Source organism: Cryobacterium suzukii, from assembly GCF_004403185.1.
Classification (GTDB): Bacteria; Actinomycetota; Actinomycetes; order Actinomycetales; family Microbacteriaceae; genus Cryobacterium; species Cryobacterium suzukii.
Genome location: NZ_SOHJ01000014.1, coordinates 355,474 through 370,846 on the forward strand (window position 1 = coordinate 355,474; position 15,373 = coordinate 370,846).

A 15,373-nucleotide genomic window follows, 5' to 3' on the forward strand; every position below is an offset into this window, starting at 1 on the left:
GGCGCCGGCGGGTATGTCGCTGTAGGGAAAACGCCCGCGGATGCCTAGGCTCTAAGAGCTATGATCCGTTTTGATCACATATCCAAGAAGTATCCCGGCACCACTCGGCCGGCACTGAACTCGATCGACGTCGAGATTTTGCGAGGCGAATTCGTCTTTCTGGTCGGCGCCTCCGGATCGGGCAAATCGAGCTGCCTGCGGCTCGTGCTCAAGGAGGAAAAGCCGACCAGCGGCAGCATTCACGTGCTCGGCCAGGACCTGAGGTCGATCTCCAACCGCAAGGTTCCTTACTTTCGCCGCAACATGGGTGTCGTCTTTCAGGACTTTCGTCTACTGCCGAACAAGACCGTATTCGACAACGTCGCCTTCAGCCTGCAGGTCATCGGCAAGAGCCGCGGCTTCATTCAGGAAGCCGTGCCCGACACCCTCAAGATGGTCGGCCTGGCGGAAAAGGCGCAGCGTCTGCCCCACGAACTCTCCGGTGGCGAACAGCAGCGTGTGGCCATCGCCCGCGCCATCGTGAACAAGCCGCAGATTCTGCTGGCCGATGAGCCCACCGGAAACCTCGACCCCACCACAAGCGCCGAGATCATGTCGCTGCTCGCGAGCATCAACGCCGGCGGTACCACGGTGATCATGGCCACCCACGAGGCCGGCATCGTCGACCAGATGCAGCGCCGGGTGATCGAACTCGTGCACGGTGAGATCGTGCGTGACGAGCGTCAGGGCGGCTACGCCACTGCCTCTATTCCCACCATCGTGCCGGCGTCGACAGCGGATGCCCCGGCCAGCGAGCCGGCGCCCGTCGCCTACGCCCGGCCCGCCGCTGCGCCTGAGCCATCGCTGACGCACCCCTCTGCGCCGGTTCCCGAAACCTCCGTGTCGTTGCACCAGGCCGCGGCTGCTGCTGTTGCCGCGGCGGCGGTCGTAGCGCCGGCACCGATCGCTGCGCCTCCCGCCGACCCCCCTGTTGTCGACGAAGTTCTCGCGACACCGGCGCCGCCGATGACACGCCCAGTGCTGCCGGTCGCCCCGAACGATGACCCGGAACAGCTCACTCTGGCCGAGAAACTCGGGCTGCGGGCGCCGGGGGAGAAACCCGATCAAACGGGCGAACAGAACGTGGGGCCGACCCGATGAGGCTCGGTTTGGTGCTGTCCGAAGCCGCGAATGGTCTTCGGCGCAATGCGTCGATGGTCGTCTCCGTCGTGCTCGTGACCTTCATCTCGCTCACCTTCGTCGGTGCGGCCATTCTCATGCAGATGCAGATCGGCCAGATGAAGAACTTCTGGTACGACAAAGCGCAGGTCGGCATCTACATGTGCTCCGATATTTCGCCGGGCGAAACCTGCACCGGCGGCGACGCGTCACCGGAGCAGATCGCCGCGGTGGAAGCCCAGCTGAAGTCACCGACCCTGGCGTCCTTCATCGACAACTACTATTTCGAGACGCACGAGCAGGCCTTCGAGAACTTCAAGAAGCAGTTCGCCGACAACCCGGTCGCCGACTACGTCACGGCCGACCAGCTCAACCAGACGTTCTGGGTGAACCTGAAAGACCCGTCCCAGTCCGCGGTGCTGGTGGAGAGCCTGTCGGGGGTCGCCGGCGTAGAGAATGTCGCTGACCAGCGCAAATACCTCGACCAGATCTTCTCGGTGCTCAATGTGGCGAGCTACACGGCCATCGGTATCGCCGGGTTGATGCTCATTGCAGCGGCGCTTCTGATCGCCACCACCATCCGTTTGTCGGCGTTCTCGAGGCGACGTGAGCTGGGCATCATGCGATTGGTGGGCGCGAGCAATCGGTTCATCCAGACGCCGTTCATTCTGGAGGGCGTCTTCGCGGCGCTGCTCGGCTCGCTGCTGGCCGGCGGCGCGATTGTTGCGCTCGTGTACTTCTTTGTGCAGGGCTACCTCGGTGCGAGGCTCACCGGCTTCGCCCTGGTTGGCATGGATGATGCGCTCGTCGTGGTGCCCATTTTGCTCGTCGTCGGTGCGGTACTCGCCGCGTTCTCGGCGAACTTTGCGATCACTCGTTACCTCAAGGTCTAGCCCGCAAGCGGATGCCGGGCACGGCCGCCGGTTCCGCTAGACTGGTGGGCTGTCTGCCGAATCGGCAAACGGCATCCGCTTGAAGAAAAAGAATCGAGGTGAACACATGCCCAGGGAACGTGGCGAAAAGGTCGTAGCGACCAACCGCAAGGCCAGACACGACTACCTCATCAGTGACACCTACGAGGCCGGAATGGTTTTGAGCGGCACCGAGGTCAAATCGCTCCGAGCCGGTCGGGCGACCCTGGTCGACGGCTATGCCTTCATCGAGGGCGGCGAGGCTTGGCTTGATGCGGTGCACATTCCGGAGTACTCCGGTGGATCGTGGACCAACCACCCGCCGCGCCGCAAGCGCAAACTCCTTCTGCACAAGAAGGAGATCGTGAAGATCAGCCACAAGACCAAAGAAGGCGGCTACACGCTCATTCCGCTGCGCATCTATTTTGCGGACGGTCGGGCCAAGGTGGAAATTGCCGTGGCGAAGGGCAAGAAAGAGTACGACAAGCGCCAGACGTTGCGGGAACGCACCGACAAGCGCGAATCGGATCGCGCGATGTCGGCGCAGCGCCACCTCGGCGACTAGCCAGCTTCTGTAGTAGTATGGAGGGCTGCACCCAAGGTGCAGTTTGGTAACTCAACAGCGTGTGACACGAACCCATCGCCGGCCCCGGAGTTGATTAAGACGCCGGGCGCGATGTGTATGGGGATGATCGGTTTCGACATTGTTTGCGCAATTGTGAGAAGCGGGTCGAGGATGCAGGGTTATCTCGTAAACGATCTCTGCAAAACAATAAGTGCCAAATCAAACCGCACTGACTTCGCTCTCGCTGCCTAAGCGAAAGCACTAAAGAAGTCCGCCAGACCGGGAATGCTCTCTACCCGGATCCTGACGCCATTTAGAGAGCTTGCTTCTACATTGAGCCACGGGGCGTAGAGGGACTTAAACGAAGGCTGGGCCTGTCGGAGTAGATGCCAGTGGCAAATTCCGGGGCCGAGAAAGCGACTTCACTGGATACACCCGTAGAAGGCATATGACCACAGCAGTGGACCGGGGTTCAATTCCCCGCATCTCCACCATCGGTTCTGTCACACGTTGTTGAGTTTCTTCTCACAGCTGGCCGCCCAATCGGGCGGCCAGCTGTGTTTAACCGGATGCGGCTGGTCAGCGCAGGCGCAGGCCGATCGCGGTGCGGATGGCGTCGCGCTGGCCGCCGGAGTGCACGATGTCGTCTCCGTGAACGGTGAGCTGGCTGGCATGAAAGCGCAGGGCGGCCACGACGACGGTGCGTTCGGCGTCGAGGTCGAACCATTGGGCATCCGCTGCGGGAGTATCGAGAATCTCGGCGTAGGGGATCGCTAGGCTGCGGCTGGCGGCGAGCGCGGCGTCGTGGACGCGCACGTGGTCGGGGTGACCGTAACCGCCGGTCGCGTCGTAGCTGATGACGAGGTCTGGTCGCACGTGCTGCAGTACCGCGACGATGTCCGCGGTGACCTCGGCGAGCGGTGCGCGAGCGAGGGCATCCGTATCGGAATCGGGTGCCGGACCGGCCAGCCCCGGGCGAATCCACTGCATCCCGGAGTCGCGGTAACGGCGAGGGGGGAGCCCGGGCGCGCGCGCCGGCGCTTCGCCGAGCCAGAAGCCCTCGTCGACGCCGAGCGTGACGGCAGCGCGCGCGAGTTCGCGCTCGCGCTCCTCGGCCAGGGCTGCGGTTCCGGCAAGCGGGGAGAGCCCTCCAGCGACGACCTCTCCACGCTCACCGCGCGTCGCAGTGACCAGGCTGACCCGGATGTTGCGGCTCGCGAGATGCGCGATGAGGCCGCCGGTGCTGATGGTCTCGTCGTCGGGGTGCGCGTGGACGAACAGCGCCGAGGTGACGGAGTCGAGAATGTTCATGCCTCAACCAACGTCTGCCCATCGGGGCCGACGAGGTCGTCGTGGTGAAAAGAGTCGCCGTGAATAGAACTGACCAGCGTGTGCAGCGGCTCCCCGCTGCCGCCCCACTGCAGCGCAATAATCTCGGCGGCGATCGAAACGGCAGTCTCCTCCGGGGTGCGCGAGCCGAGGTCAAGGCCGATCGGACTGCGGAGCCGGGCCAGCTCCGCGTCGGTGACACCGACAGCACGCAGGCGCTCCACGCGGTCAACGTGGGTGCGCCGCGACCCCATCGCGCCGATGTAGGCCACGGGCGGGCCGTGCAGGGCCGCTTCGAGCAGGGGAACGTCAAATTTGGGGTCGTGGGTGAGCACGCAGATCACCGTGCGGTGATCGATGAAGCCGCCGGCGATCTGCTCGCGCAGATAGCGGTCTGGCCAGCTCACCACGACCTCGTCGACGCCCGGAAACCGGGCGGCCGTCGCGAACACGCCGCGAGCGTCGCAGACCGTGACCCGGTAGCCGAGAAAGGTTCCGAGCCGGGCCAGGGCGGTGGCAAAGTCGATCGCCCCGAACACGAGCAGGCGCGGCCTGGGTGCGTAGCTCGCGAAAAAGACGCGCAGGCCCTGGCCGCGCCGCTGCCCGTCTGGACCGTAGGTCAGCGTGGTGTTGCGACCGGCGGCGAGCAGACCCTGGGTGTCGTCGCCAATGGCGTGGTTGGCTCGGTCAGAGCCGACGTCGCCCTCGAACCCGTGCGGTCGCACCACGAGGTGTCGGCCGATCCAGCCGGCATCCGGGTGCTCGATCACCGTGGCCACCCCCACCGGGCGACCGGCAGCCACATCGTCGTGCACGCCATCGAGCAAGGCGAAGGTGGCGCGGGAGACGGGTTCAACGAAGACATCGAGGATGCCGCCGCAGGTGAGCCCCACGGCGAAGGCGTCGTCGTCGCTGATGCCGTAGCGCACGAGCACCGGCACGCCGTCCTGCGCTACCTGAGCGGCCAGGTCATAGACGGCGCCCTCGACGCAGCCACCCGAGACCGATCCGGCCACGGTCCCGTCGGCGCTGACCAGCATGGAAGCACCGGCCGGTCGCGGCGCGGACTGGAAGGTGCGCACGACCGTAGCCAGGCCGGCGGTGGCACCGCTCTCCCAGCCGGTGAGGAGTGTGTCCAAAACTTCGCGCATATCGGTGTTCCTTCTATTTGCGTGGCGCCAGCAGCCGGACGCGCGCCGACCAATTCGGTATGCGATGAACGCTACCGTGACCAGCAGGCCCAAAAGTTTCAGGTGCCGTCGCGATTCATCTCGCGCGGTGCCTGAGCCAGTCATGCACCATGATGGGTCCGGGAGAGGAACGACATGGCTGCGACGTGGCTGCGGAGGTGGGTGCCGGGGATCGACACGGCGCTCGGCTACCGGCGTGCCTGGCTGATCCCCGACCTGCGTGCGGGCGTCGTTCTCACCGCTCTCCTCATCCCGGTCGGCATCGGCTATGCCGAGGTGGCAGGGCTACCGCCGGCATCGGGCCTGTACGCCACGATAATTCCCCTGGCCGCCTATGCCGTCTTCGGACCGTCGCGCATTCTCGTGCTCGGCCCCGACTCAGCATTGGCACCGATCATCGCGGCCGCGATCGTGCCTCTCGCGCTGGGCGATGATGTTCGCGCAGTTGGTCTCGCCGGACTCCTGGCGGTCATGGTCGGAGTGATTCTCGCGGTCGGTGGAATTTTGCGCCTCGGGTTCGTGACCGACCTGCTCTCCAAACCCATCCGCGTTGGTTACCTCAACGCTCTCGCCCTGCTGGTCATCGTTTCGCAGCTGCCCACCCTTTTGGGTTTCTCCATCACCACGGACTCGGCGCTGCGCGACGCGATCGGGATATTCGCCGGTATCGCCGGCGGCCAGGTGAACCTGACCGCGACGCTCTTCGGCCTCGGTTCGCTTGCCGTCATTGTCGTCCTCTCGTGGCGCAGAACCCGGATTCCCGGCGTGCTCGCGGCGGTTGTACTCGCGACGGCGGTGACAGCGGTGTTCGGGCTGCGGGATGCCCTGCCTGTCGTCGGTGCTCTTCCTCAGGGCCTCCCCGCACCGGCGCTCGGCGGTTTGCAGTGGGCGGATGCGGCGGCTTTGGTCGTTCCGGCGCTGGGTATCGCGCTGATCGCCTTCGCCGACACGGCCGTGCTTTCGCGGTCGTTTGCGTCCCGCCGCGGAGAGAACGTCAACGGCAGCCAGGAAATGAGGGCGATCGGCGCATCGAACATCGCGACCGGACTGCTCGGTGGATTCCCCGTCTCGGCGTCGTCCTCGCGCACCCCGGTCGCCGAGAAAGCGGGGGCTCGCACGCAGCTCACCGGAGTCGTTGGTGCTGTGCTCGTTCTGGCCTTCATGCTATTCGCGCCCGGTCTCACGGATTTCCTGCCCTCGGCTGCGATCGCCGCGGTCGTCATCGTCGCCGCTGCCGGGCTCGTCGATGTGAAAGGATTCATCGCGCTCGTGCGCATGAACAAGGTCGACGCGATGCTCTCGCTTGCGGCCTTCCTCGGGGTGCTGGTGGTCGGTGTGATCGAAGGAATCGTCGTAGCCATCATCCTTTCGCTCGGCGCATTCGTCAGTCAGGCCTGGCGGCCGTACCGGGCCGAGCTCGGTCGCATCCACGGTCTTCGCGGCTACCACGACCTGTCGCGGCATCCGGAGGGTGAACGGCTGCCCGGCATCGTCATCATTCGCTTCGATGCGCCGCTCTTCTTCGCCAACGGGGGGATCTTCGACGACTATGTGCGGGCCACGGTCGCGGCTGCCGGTAGCGGGATACACACGGTCATCCTCGCGGCGGAGCCCATCACCGACATCGACACGACCGCCGTGGAAGAGCTGATGGAACTCGACGATTTTCTGGTTTCTCGCGGTATCACGCTCATCTTCGCCGAGATGAAAGGCCCGGCGAAAGACCACCTGCGTGATTACGGATTGAGCGGGCGTTTTCCTCCCGATCGGTTCGCGGGAACTGTCGGAGAGGCGGTTGATGAGGCCACCGGAACGCTGCGCGGCGACCTCGACGGCACCCAGTGGGACACGGATGCCTAACGAACGGATGCCTAACGAGGCCGTCACCGCCGCCGAGACCGCGGCCGCGATGCTCGCCCCCGGCGGCTTGCGCGGGGTCGCCCGGCGCGGCTCGCCGATGCACGTGGCACTCTGCAGCTGAATTGTCAGGGGCGGCGCGACCAGGCCTTCCAGAAGCGGGCCTCGGCATCCGCTGCCTTCTGCTGTTCCAGGGCGTGCAGCCGGCCGTAACTGAAGGTGTTCTCGCCGCGGAGGTAGGCGTCGACCCCGCCGCGGCGCAGCAGGCGATCGCGGGCGATGACACTGTCGTGCTGGTCGCCGAGAACGGTCTGCAGCTTCTGGGCGAATCGGCGCACCCGGGCGGCACGCTTCCGGCTGAGCGGATGCGCCGTCTCGGCTGCATAGCGCAGCCGTTTGGCGCGCTTGCGGGCGGCGTGCAGGGCGAGGTCACGCTCCGGGCCCGGCACGGTCTTGGCGGCCAGGCGCACGGCGCGGCGCAACTTCTTCCATTCCTTGTTGATCAGACCGGGTACGACCACGCGGGCGTCCTGGTTGGCCGCGGCGGTTAAAGGCGGCGTGGCGGCGAGGGCATCGAGCGCGTCGAGCAACCGAAAGTAGCGGTGGGAGTTAAGGGCGGTGACGAGCGCGTGCTCGGCGGTATCGGTATCCGTTTCGGAGCGAGTCTCGAGGCGCGCTCGAATCGGGCCGAGGAGCAGATCCGGGGACTCGCGGTCGAGCAGGCCGGCCAGGCGGCGTTGCAGCACCTGTTCGTCGCGGGATTTGCCGAGCATGGTGGCGAGCCAGCCGATTTCGGTGCGGAGATGCTGCACGACGGTCGGGTCAACGAGGGAACGATAGGTGGCCAGTACCGAGCGCAGGCGGCGGGTGGCGACGCGCGTGAGGTGGACGGAGCCATCGGTGTGCTGGCGAACCTGTGGGTCCTGACGATGTAGGACATCGATCTGCTCGCTGAGGCCGGCCAGCAGAACGTTGCCGGCCGGGCCGCCCGGGGTGGGGCGACGCTGCTTCGAAGCGTGTGCGATCGGAGACCGGTCACCGAGCGCGCGGGTGAGTTTTGAGGCGTGCAGTGACAGGAGGATGCCACCGCTGGCGAGGAGCGACTGGCCGGCGTCGAGCACGTCTTCCGGTCCGTCGACGAGTTCGATCTCCCATTCGCGCCACGCCACGGAGGCCGGTTCGTAAATAAGGCGGTCGGCGCGCACCCGATCGTCGCACAGCACGGCGAGGGTTTCGCCGCCCGCACCGATCAGGGCGTACACGACGCGGGTGGTGCAAATTCGGGCAACGGGAACGAGCGGTGTGTCTCGCACGTAGACCCGCACGAGTTGCTCCAGGGACTCGGGTACGGCATCGGCTTCGCCCTGCACATTCGTGCGGAGGGGCGCGTGAATCTCGCGGCGACGGCCAGCGACCTCTGGCAGTTTGAGGTGCCATCCGGCGTCGTCGCCGCCGGTGCGCCGGCGGAGCGTGATGTGCGCGGAGCTGAGTACGAGATCCTTCGTGTCGAAATAGACGGCCTCGAGATCGAAGGTCACCGGTTCCGCGATTGCCTGCACGCCGGGTAAGTCGTTCAACCGCGGCAACGGGGCCAGATCGTCGACGTCAAACTTGCGTTCTATCTCGATACCACCGTGAGCGTCCACGATTCAGCCTAGCGCGGGCGTACCGGGCCAGGCTGAATCGTTCTGCGCCGCAGAGGCCGGATCAGGCGTTAGCGAGCCACAGGTCAGGGCCGAAGATCTCGTAGTGGATGCGATCGGCCGGCACACCGGACTGCAGCGCCTGAGCGCGGAGGCTACGCATGAACGGGAGCGGACCGCAGAGGTACACCGAGGCATCCGCCGGGATCGTTACGTTCTCCAGCGACATGAAGCCCTCGTGGTGGCCCGCGCTCGGGATCTCCAGCCAGAGCTCGAGTTCAGCCGCCTCCAGCAGGGCGACGTCCTCGTTCATCTGGTCGCGCAGCGCCCAACGCTCGAGGTTGCTCTCGGCGTGGAGTACGAGCACCTCACGCTTTGAGCCGGTGTCCACCAGGGAACGCAGGATGGAGGCGCTGGGCGTGCAGCCAATTCCGGCCGAGGCCAGGATCAGCGGGCCGGTGCCCGCATCAAGGGTGATATCGCCGCACGGCACGGAGAGGACGAGCGTGTCGCCGACCTGCACGTCGCGGTGCAGCACGGGGGAGACTTCGCCGTCAGAGTCGAGCTTGGTGGTGAAGACGCGCGTCGTGGCCGTGCCGGCCGATAGCGAGTACTGACGCACCTGGCGGATACCGTCGGGCATGACGGCGGTGACGCTGACGTACTGGCCAGGCAGGGCGGGCGTCACGGGGGTGTCGTCGGCCGGTTCGAGGGTGAACGTGACGGCGTCGGTTCCGGCAGCTTCCTTCTTCACGACGATCCAGGGGGCGAGCGGCTTGTCGCTGGCGAGTCCGGCGTAGAGGCCCTTCTCCATCTTGATCAGGGCGTGAGCCATCAGCCAGTAGACCTCGGTCCAGGCAGCGGCGATCTCGGCGGTGATGACGTCGCTGAGTTCGTCGGCGATGGCCTCAAACAGGTACTTGTAGACGATGTCGTACTGCTCGGGCTGAATGTCGAGGGAGACGTGCTTGTGGGCGATACGGGAGAGCATGGCCTCGGGCGTGATGTCGGGGTTTGCCACCATGTGCGTTGCGAAGACGGCGATGCTGCCGGCGAGGGCCTGCTGCTGACTGCCGTTCTTCTGGTTGGAGCGGCTGAACAGCCCGTCGAACAGTTCGGGGTGAGCCGTCAGCATGCGGTTGTAGAAGTTTCGTGCGATCTGGGGCATGCGCTCGCCGACCAGCGGCAGGGTGGCTTCGATGAGGGGGAGGGACTGGGGCGAAAGCATGAATACTCCTTCTGTAGAACAGACACCCGTTTGTGGGGCCTGCGACAAAAGTAGCATTTCAAATACCAATTAAATGGGTATTTTCTACAAGTCGTAGAAATTAGGGTCTTTAGTCCTACCGCACCAATCCGAGTTCGATGAGAACCGGTCCGCCAGGTTTTCCGTGCGGGAGGCTGGAGATAACGAGGTCATCCAGCTCGCGGTAAAAGGCTTCCCTGGCGCGGCGTAGTGCGCCGCGCAGGCCGCATCCGCTGATCAATGGGCACGGGCCATTCGGCGAGTCGCAGGCCGCGAGGTCGGTGCGCGAATCGAGTGTGCGCATGAGCGCGCCGACGGTGACCTCCCGGCCGAGCGCGCTGATACGCACCCCGCCGTTCCGGCCGCGCTGAGCCTCGACCAGGCCGAGCTCGCGCAGGCGCAGCAGGGCCTTGCTCACGTGGTTGTAGGGGGTGCCGACCTCGGCCGCGACGACTCGCGAGGTGAAGGTAACGCTCTCCGGTGCCGCGCACAGCAGCATGACGACCCGAAGGCAGACGTCGGAAAAAGCGTTGATCCTCATGCCTTAACTGTAAGTGCGCCGGTCGCCCCCCAAATTTAGGAGAGAATGGGGCAAGTGAACACTGAGTCGGAGACACTGTTTGAGGTAATCCGATTCGTGGACCTGGCCGGCGTGCTCGCCAACGCTATTCTCGGCGGCGTCGCCGCGCGCACCGCCCGCCTCGACATCGTCGGTTTCGTCGTGCTCGCGATCATGAGCGGGCTCGGCGGCGGCATGATTCGCGACACGCTACTGCAACAAGGCAGTCCGGCCGCCCTGCTCGACCCGGCTTACCTGATCTGCGCCATCCTCGGTGGGGTCATCGCCTTCTTCGTTACGTTCAACGGCCGCTGGACCCGACGTGTACTGCTGCTGCTCGACGCGCTCGCCGTGGGATGCTGGTCGGCCGTGGGCGCGCAGAAAGCGCTTGATGCCGGTCTTGGCTGGCTTCCGGCCATCCTGCTCGGCATGATCACCGCGGTCGGCGGTGGAATGGTGCGGGACATCATGCTGCTCAAAGTGCCGACGATCTTCGGTGGGAATACCCTGTATGCCACGAGCGCGCTGCTCGCGAGCACCGAGATGGTCATTCTGAGCAAGCTCGGATACGTGGCACTTGGCACCGCCGTGGCTATTCTGAGCGGTGCAGCGCTTTCGCTGCTGGCCAAACGCTACGGCTGGATACTTCCGACCGGCTACGCGCTGCGCATCCCGAGGCCTATTCTGCTGCTGAACCCGCGGGCCTGGCGCCAGCGCCGGCTCGACGCGCGCAACGCCCGCAACGGCATCTTCCCCGACGATCCGGGTGCCAGCGTCTAGTTTTGGCGCCACGAAACCTGTCGTGACCCTAAGGCCGGATTCAGCACGGCGAGCGTGGCCGCGTGCAGCAGGCCATTTGTGGCCAGGACGCTGCCATGCCACGGGCCGGGCTGGCCATCGACCGAGGTGAATGTGCCACCGGCTTCCTGCACGATCGGAGCCAGCGCGGCCATGTCGTAGGGTTGCAGGTCGAATTCGCCGGCTACGTCGAGGTGGCCCTCGGCGAGCAGCATGTATGACCACATGTCGCCGTAGGCGCGGGTACGCCAGACCTGGCGGGACAACGTGACGAGCTCATCGAGGTGCCCGGCTTGATCCCACTGCTGCAGGCTGCCATAGCTGATGGATGCCTCGGCGAGGGTCTCGATGCCGGAGACGCGCAGGCGGGTGGGGGCGACATCCGCTTGTGTCGTGTCGATTGACCAGGCGCCGCTCCCTGCTGCCGCCCACCAGCGTTTGCCGAGCGCGGGGGCGCTGACTACACCGAGCACCGGAACGCCGTCGACGGCGAGGGCGATGAGGGTGGCCCAGATCGGGATGCCACGGAGAAACCCGGCGGTGCCGTCGATGGGGTCGATGATCCACTGACGCGCGGTGGATCCGGCGGTACCGAACTCTTCGCCGAGGATGCCGTCGTCGGGGCGGTGTTCGGCGAGCAGGGCGCGGATGGCGCGCTCGACCGCCTGGTCGGCATCCGTTACCGGTGTGCGGTCGGGTTTGGTCGTCACGATCAGGTCGAGCGCGGTGAAGCGGGCGCTGGAGATGGCATCGGCGGCTTCGGCGAGGGCCAGGCCGAGCTGGAGGTCGTCGGAGAGGGTGTAAATTCGCGGTTCGGTCACCCTCCCAAGGATAGTAATTTCGCGAGCGGATGCCGGTCGCCGCCCCTGTTCGACCTCGATTGGCATCGAGCCCTCTTGGGGTGTTAGGGTTACACGTTGCCGCGGGTTGTTTCGCTGCCTCACACGCACCTCTAGCTCAATTGGCAGAGCAACTGACTCTTAATCAGTGGGTTCCGGGTTCAAGTCCCGGGGGGTGCACCAGGATAGGTGTAGACCTCGATGTTGCTGGGTTTCAGTTAATCTGAAATCACTGGAAATCACCTGAATTAACGTTGACTAACTGGTGACTGCATCGGCTCGTCAACACAAAAGAAAGCCCGGTCTCCATCACGGAAACCGGGGCTTTTCTGTTTTATGTTGACTGCCACATCAGCCGCTCAACACAAACAGACGACGCGTATACCTGGTCGGTATACGGGTCGGCTGCTTGGGATTGCTCTCACAGCACGGTGCGCCAGAATTTTGTGTAGCTGTGCCTCGACGGGCCCGTGCGCCGGGTCATTAGCTACTTCGGTGGCAATCGTTCGACGCATTGTGTGGGTGCTCGCGAATTCGACGTCGCTGCCTTTGACGTCCGAGCGCATGGTGCGGCGAAGGTTCAGCTTGCGCCCCCCGGGGAAGCCCCGCGCAGCGACCGTAAAAGGATTGGGGAAACACACCGTCACCCGCGCACAGCGGACAGGACAGAACAACAGAATCCGCGGATCTTGGAACCGCAAGTTTGTGTGAAGCCGGAGGGCTTCCAGAGAGGACAGGCGCGGCACTCTCACGACTTTGTGGGAAACGGTCAGAACATCGTGGCGTAGAACGCGATAGGTCCGAGACGATCGTCAGCCTGAGCGCCGAACATGGTGATCAGTACGATCCAGCTGAACCAGATGGTGAGTAGGGCGATGACTGGGTACAGGACGATGAACACATAGTTGAGCGCCAAACCCCACACGGCAAGTCCTCGGCCGTACCGTTCCCCACGCTTGATAGCGGGGAACGCACAGTGGGAGAGAAAAACACCGACGATGGGTGTGAAGAAAGCGAGTACGAAACCCCAGATGGCGAGCTTTGAGTATGGTGCGATCGAAGTTCGTGCGGGGGGAGTCAAATTTGTGCTCACAACTCATAGGCATGCGGCGAACCAACGGGACCTATCGGCCCCGAGTTGAATCTACCACTTTCGGCTAGCGGCTCTGCGACCAGTCCCATCTCCGAGCTGACCTTCGGCGTTGCGCCCCGTCGTGTTCCATAAATGCGGGCCGGCCACTGGTCATTCAGAACGCTCGACTATTCGCGCGCTGCCCGTTGCACCGACACGTCGTGCTCAAGGTGTGCCGCCTGGAGAAGTTCCATCAGTCCGGCCTTGTCTTTTGCCAACTCCTGATATTTCGGCCGGAGTGCGCGGAGGGACTCCTCTTCCCGCATCAGGGCCGTATACACGCGGATGCGTTCGGTGTGGTCCACGGTGTAGCCGAGGTCCAGATAGTTGGTTGCGTGGCGTCGGGCGTTGGCGATAATGGTCTGTGCCCGGCCAGCCGGGCTGAGCAGCGACGCGAGCACTGTGACCACGAGCACGCCGATTATGACGGTCAATGAAAGAGCTGTACTGATTTCGAACACCGGTACCTTTTCTCCTCCGTTGATGAATGGCAGGTTGTTCTCGTGCAGGGCGTGGAGGATGAGCTTCACGCCGATGAAGGCGAGGATCGACGCCAGACCAAAGGAGAGGTAGATCAGGCGGTCCAGCAGCCCGTCGAGCAGGAAGTACAGCTGTCGGAGCCCAAGGAGCGAGAACGCGGTCGCCGTGAAGACGATGTAGACGTTCTGAGTCAGACCGAAGATGGCGGGGATCGAATCGAGAGCGAACAATAGGTCTGTGCCGGCGATCGCGACCATGACGAGAAGCATCGGGGTCAGCGCTCGTTTGCCCTCGTGCACGGTGAAGAGTTTGTCTCCGTCGTAGTCCGGACTGGTGTGAAAGATTTTGCGTGCGATTCGCACCATGAAGTTTTCGGACGATCTGGACTCTGAACTTTCCGGCTTGAGCATATTGCCAGCAGTGATCAGCAGGATGAGGCCGAAGAAGTAGAACACCCAGGCGAACGAATTAATCAGCGCTGCGCCCAGGAAGATGAATCCGGTACGGGCGATAAGGGAAAACGTGATGCCGAACAGCAACACCTTCTGTTGGTCTTCGCGCGGGACTCGGAAACTCGTCATGATGATGAGAAAGACAAAAAGATTGTCGACCGACAGCGCCTTTTCGGTGATGTAGCCAGCGAAATACTCCGCACCAGGGGTGGCGCCGCCCACGATCAGTACGCCCAACCCGAAGAGTATGGCCATTCCCACGTACAGCGATGACCAGATCGCTGCTTCTTTCAAAGTCGGAGCATGCGCCTTGCGGACATGAAAGACATAGTCGAAAGCGAGGAGCGCGACGATAGCCGCGATGGTCAAGGTCCAAACGAGAGGCGAAACATCCATTTTTGCTGCTTTCAGTCAATAACGGGCCGCATACTGCCGTCCGGGGCGAACACGTTTGCTCCAGCGGTGGTACTGAGACTACGGGAGCCGGTCGCTCAGGGCGACAGTTCAGGGTGGTCGTGTCGAGCTTTATGCCTGGACGTGTCCCTGTCGGAAAGTCGAATTAAATTACGGACAAATATCCAATCAAAGTTGAGAACTTCTCGACCTTGACTCACCATTTTGGTACAATAAGACCATGAGCCAAAGCGGCGATACTCCAGAGCAGCAGGGCGTGATTGACCGCTTCTTGGAGGGGCTGCCTGACGGGCAATTCGCGGACTGGTTGTTATCGACGGAGGATCGCGCGCGGAGTGATGCTTTTCGGGCGGAGTGCCGTTCGGTCTGGCAGGCCGAAGAAGAAGCCGACGCGAGAGCCGACAATATTCCGGGTTTCTGGGGCGCCGACGGTCCGACCATCCCGGCCGACCTCGACCTCGCCGAGGTGTTCGCCGCCGTCCCGCCAGAGCACCTGTTCGACGAGAACCTCCGCGAGGAGTTTCTTTTCGCCGAGTACATCGCTCACCAGCTCCGCGACGATCCGTGCACCGCTGACCCGTGCACCGCCGACTCGTGCGCCGCCGGCCCGTNGCACCGCCGACTCGTGCGCCGCCGGCCCGTTCGGCCCTGTCCCGTTCGGCCCGGCTGCCGCTGACTCAGCCGATTTCGGCCCGGCTGCCGCTGACCTAGCTGCGCGGGACTTGCTCACTGACGTGAACCCGTTCCAGCGCAGGCAGGTGCAGTTCGTCGACCGGGTGCTCTATTTCGAGAGGGTCATT

At 64.2% G+C, this 15,373-nt stretch carries 14 protein-coding genes, 1 tRNA gene and 1 other RNA gene; 8 read left to right on the forward strand and 8 right to left on the reverse strand.

Going from position 1 to position 15,373, the window contains the following annotated elements:
* Positions 1 to 60: 60 nt before the first annotated feature.
* The 4 genes from ftsE (at position 61) to ssrA (ending at position 3,128) form a co-directional block, all read left to right on the forward strand.
* Positions 61 to 1,140, forward strand: a complete 1,080-nt coding sequence (gene ftsE, locus E3T39_RS15455; RefSeq protein WP_134516721.1) for a cell division ATP-binding protein FtsE — start codon at positions 61 to 63, stop codon at positions 1,138 to 1,140.
* The gene (gene ftsX, locus E3T39_RS15460; protein ID WP_134516722.1) at positions 1,137 to 2,051 is read left to right on the forward strand and encodes a permease-like cell division protein FtsX; all 915 of its coding nucleotides are present in this window, start codon (positions 1,137 to 1,139) and stop codon (positions 2,049 to 2,051) included. The genes ftsE and ftsX overlap by 4 nt, the downstream gene beginning before the upstream one ends.
* A 106-nt stretch (positions 2,052 to 2,157) precedes the next feature.
* Positions 2,158 to 2,634, forward strand: coding sequence for an SsrA-binding protein SmpB (gene smpB / locus E3T39_RS15465; RefSeq protein WP_092108491.1), 477 nt, complete (start codon positions 2,158 to 2,160; stop codon positions 2,632 to 2,634).
* A 119-nt stretch (positions 2,635 to 2,753) separates the two neighbouring features.
* Positions 2,754 to 3,128: a transfer-messenger RNA gene (gene ssrA, locus E3T39_RS15470) on the forward strand.
* An 85-nt stretch (positions 3,129 to 3,213) separates the two neighbouring features.
* On the opposite strand, the gene E3T39_RS15475 is transcribed toward ssrA, so the two are convergent.
* A complete protein-coding gene (locus E3T39_RS15475; RefSeq protein WP_134516723.1) occupies positions 3,214 to 3,945 on the reverse strand; it encodes a PIG-L family deacetylase in 732 nt (243 codons plus the stop codon).
* A complete protein-coding gene (locus tag E3T39_RS15480; RefSeq protein WP_134516724.1) occupies positions 3,942 to 5,114 on the reverse strand; it encodes an XdhC family protein in 1,173 nt (390 codons plus the stop codon). The genes E3T39_RS15475 and E3T39_RS15480 overlap by 4 nt, the downstream gene beginning before the upstream one ends.
* Positions 5,115 to 5,288: 174 nt before the next feature.
* Here E3T39_RS15480 and E3T39_RS15485 point away from each other — a divergent pair, with 174 nt between their 5' ends.
* Positions 5,289 to 7,013: a SulP family inorganic anion transporter gene (locus E3T39_RS15485; RefSeq protein ID WP_134516725.1), complete on the forward strand. Its 1,725-nt coding sequence runs from the start codon at positions 5,289 to 5,291 to the stop codon at positions 7,011 to 7,013.
* Positions 7,006 to 7,134 (forward strand): hypothetical protein, encoded by a 129-nt coding sequence (locus E3T39_RS16575; protein ID WP_255455942.1) that lies wholly within the window; start codon positions 7,006 to 7,008, stop codon positions 7,132 to 7,134. The genes E3T39_RS15485 and E3T39_RS16575 overlap by 8 nt, the downstream gene beginning before the upstream one ends.
* A gap of 4 nt (positions 7,135 to 7,138) precedes the next feature.
* Here the strand turns inward: E3T39_RS16575 and E3T39_RS15490 are convergent, their stop codons facing one another.
* The 3 genes from E3T39_RS15490 to E3T39_RS15500 form a co-directional block, all read right to left on the reverse strand.
* Positions 7,139 to 8,656, reverse strand: coding sequence for a CYTH and CHAD domain-containing protein (locus E3T39_RS15490; protein ID WP_134516726.1), 1,518 nt, complete (start codon positions 8,654 to 8,656; stop codon positions 7,139 to 7,141).
* Between the two features lie 61 nt (positions 8,657 to 8,717).
* Entirely contained in the window at positions 8,718 to 9,881 is a 1,164-nt protein-coding gene (locus tag E3T39_RS15495; protein WP_134516727.1) for a globin domain-containing protein, read from the reverse strand.
* A 115-nt stretch (positions 9,882 to 9,996) separates the two neighbouring features.
* A complete protein-coding gene (locus E3T39_RS15500) occupies positions 9,997 to 10,440 on the reverse strand; it encodes an RrF2 family transcriptional regulator (protein ID WP_134516728.1) in 444 nt (147 codons plus the stop codon).
* 54 nt (positions 10,441 to 10,494) lie between these two features.
* Between E3T39_RS15500 and E3T39_RS15505 the strand changes: the two genes are divergently transcribed.
* Entirely contained in the window at positions 10,495 to 11,238 is a 744-nt protein-coding gene (locus tag E3T39_RS15505; protein WP_134516729.1) for a trimeric intracellular cation channel family protein, read from the forward strand.
* Here the strand turns inward: E3T39_RS15505 and E3T39_RS15510 are convergent.
* The gene (locus E3T39_RS15510) at positions 11,235 to 12,077 is read right to left on the reverse strand and encodes an inositol monophosphatase family protein (RefSeq protein WP_241979752.1); all 843 of its coding nucleotides are present in this window, start codon (positions 12,075 to 12,077) and stop codon (positions 11,235 to 11,237) included. The two genes, E3T39_RS15505 and E3T39_RS15510, sit on opposite strands and share 4 nt — an antisense overlap.
* Before the next feature lie 125 nt (positions 12,078 to 12,202).
* Here E3T39_RS15510 and E3T39_RS15515 point away from each other — a divergent pair.
* Positions 12,203 to 12,278 (forward strand) — tRNA-Lys (locus E3T39_RS15515).
* 586 nt (positions 12,279 to 12,864) lie between these two features.
* Here the strand turns inward: E3T39_RS15515 and E3T39_RS15520 are convergent.
* Both E3T39_RS15520 and E3T39_RS15525 read right to left on the reverse strand, forming a co-directional pair.
* Positions 12,865 to 13,188, reverse strand: coding sequence for a DUF4190 domain-containing protein (locus tag E3T39_RS15520; protein WP_134516731.1), 324 nt, complete (start codon positions 13,186 to 13,188; stop codon positions 12,865 to 12,867).
* Between the two features lie 167 nt (positions 13,189 to 13,355).
* Positions 13,356 to 14,555: a TerC family protein gene (locus E3T39_RS15525; protein WP_134516732.1), complete on the reverse strand. Its 1,200-nt coding sequence runs from the start codon at positions 14,553 to 14,555 to the stop codon at positions 13,356 to 13,358.
* Positions 14,556 to 15,373: the final 818 nt, after the last annotated feature.

What these genes read in the sequence shown, in the direction of transcription:
- ftsE (WP_134516721.1), top strand. Translation starts at nt 61, where the DNA reads ATGATCCGTTTTGATCACATATCCAAGAAGTATCCCGGCACCACTCGG.
- E3T39_RS15495 (WP_134516727.1), bottom strand. Translation starts at nt 9,881, where the DNA reads ATGCTTTCGCCCCAGTCCCTCCCCCTCATCGAAGCCACCCTGCCGCTG.
- ftsX (WP_134516722.1), top strand. Translation starts at nt 1,137, where the DNA reads ATGAGGCTCGGTTTGGTGCTGTCCGAAGCCGCGAATGGTCTTCGGCGC.
- E3T39_RS16575 (WP_255455942.1), top strand. Translation starts at nt 7,006, where the DNA reads ATGCCTAACGAACGGATGCCTAACGAGGCCGTCACCGCCGCCGAGACC.
- smpB (WP_092108491.1), top strand. Translation starts at nt 2,158, where the DNA reads ATGCCCAGGGAACGTGGCGAAAAGGTCGTAGCGACCAACCGCAAGGCC.
- E3T39_RS15525 (WP_134516732.1), bottom strand. Translation starts at nt 14,555, where the DNA reads ATGGATGTTTCGCCTCTCGTTTGGACCTTGACCATCGCGGCTATCGTC.
- E3T39_RS15485 (WP_134516725.1), top strand. Translation starts at nt 5,289, where the DNA reads ATGGCTGCGACGTGGCTGCGGAGGTGGGTGCCGGGGATCGACACGGCG.
- E3T39_RS15480 (WP_134516724.1), bottom strand. Translation starts at nt 5,114, where the DNA reads ATGCGCGAAGTTTTGGACACACTCCTCACCGGCTGGGAGAGCGGTGCC.
- E3T39_RS15475 (WP_134516723.1), bottom strand. Translation starts at nt 3,945, where the DNA reads ATGAACATTCTCGACTCCGTCACCTCGGCGCTGTTCGTCCACGCGCAC.
- E3T39_RS15500 (WP_134516728.1), bottom strand. Translation starts at nt 10,440, where the DNA reads ATGAGGATCAACGCTTTTTCCGACGTCTGCCTTCGGGTCGTCATGCTG.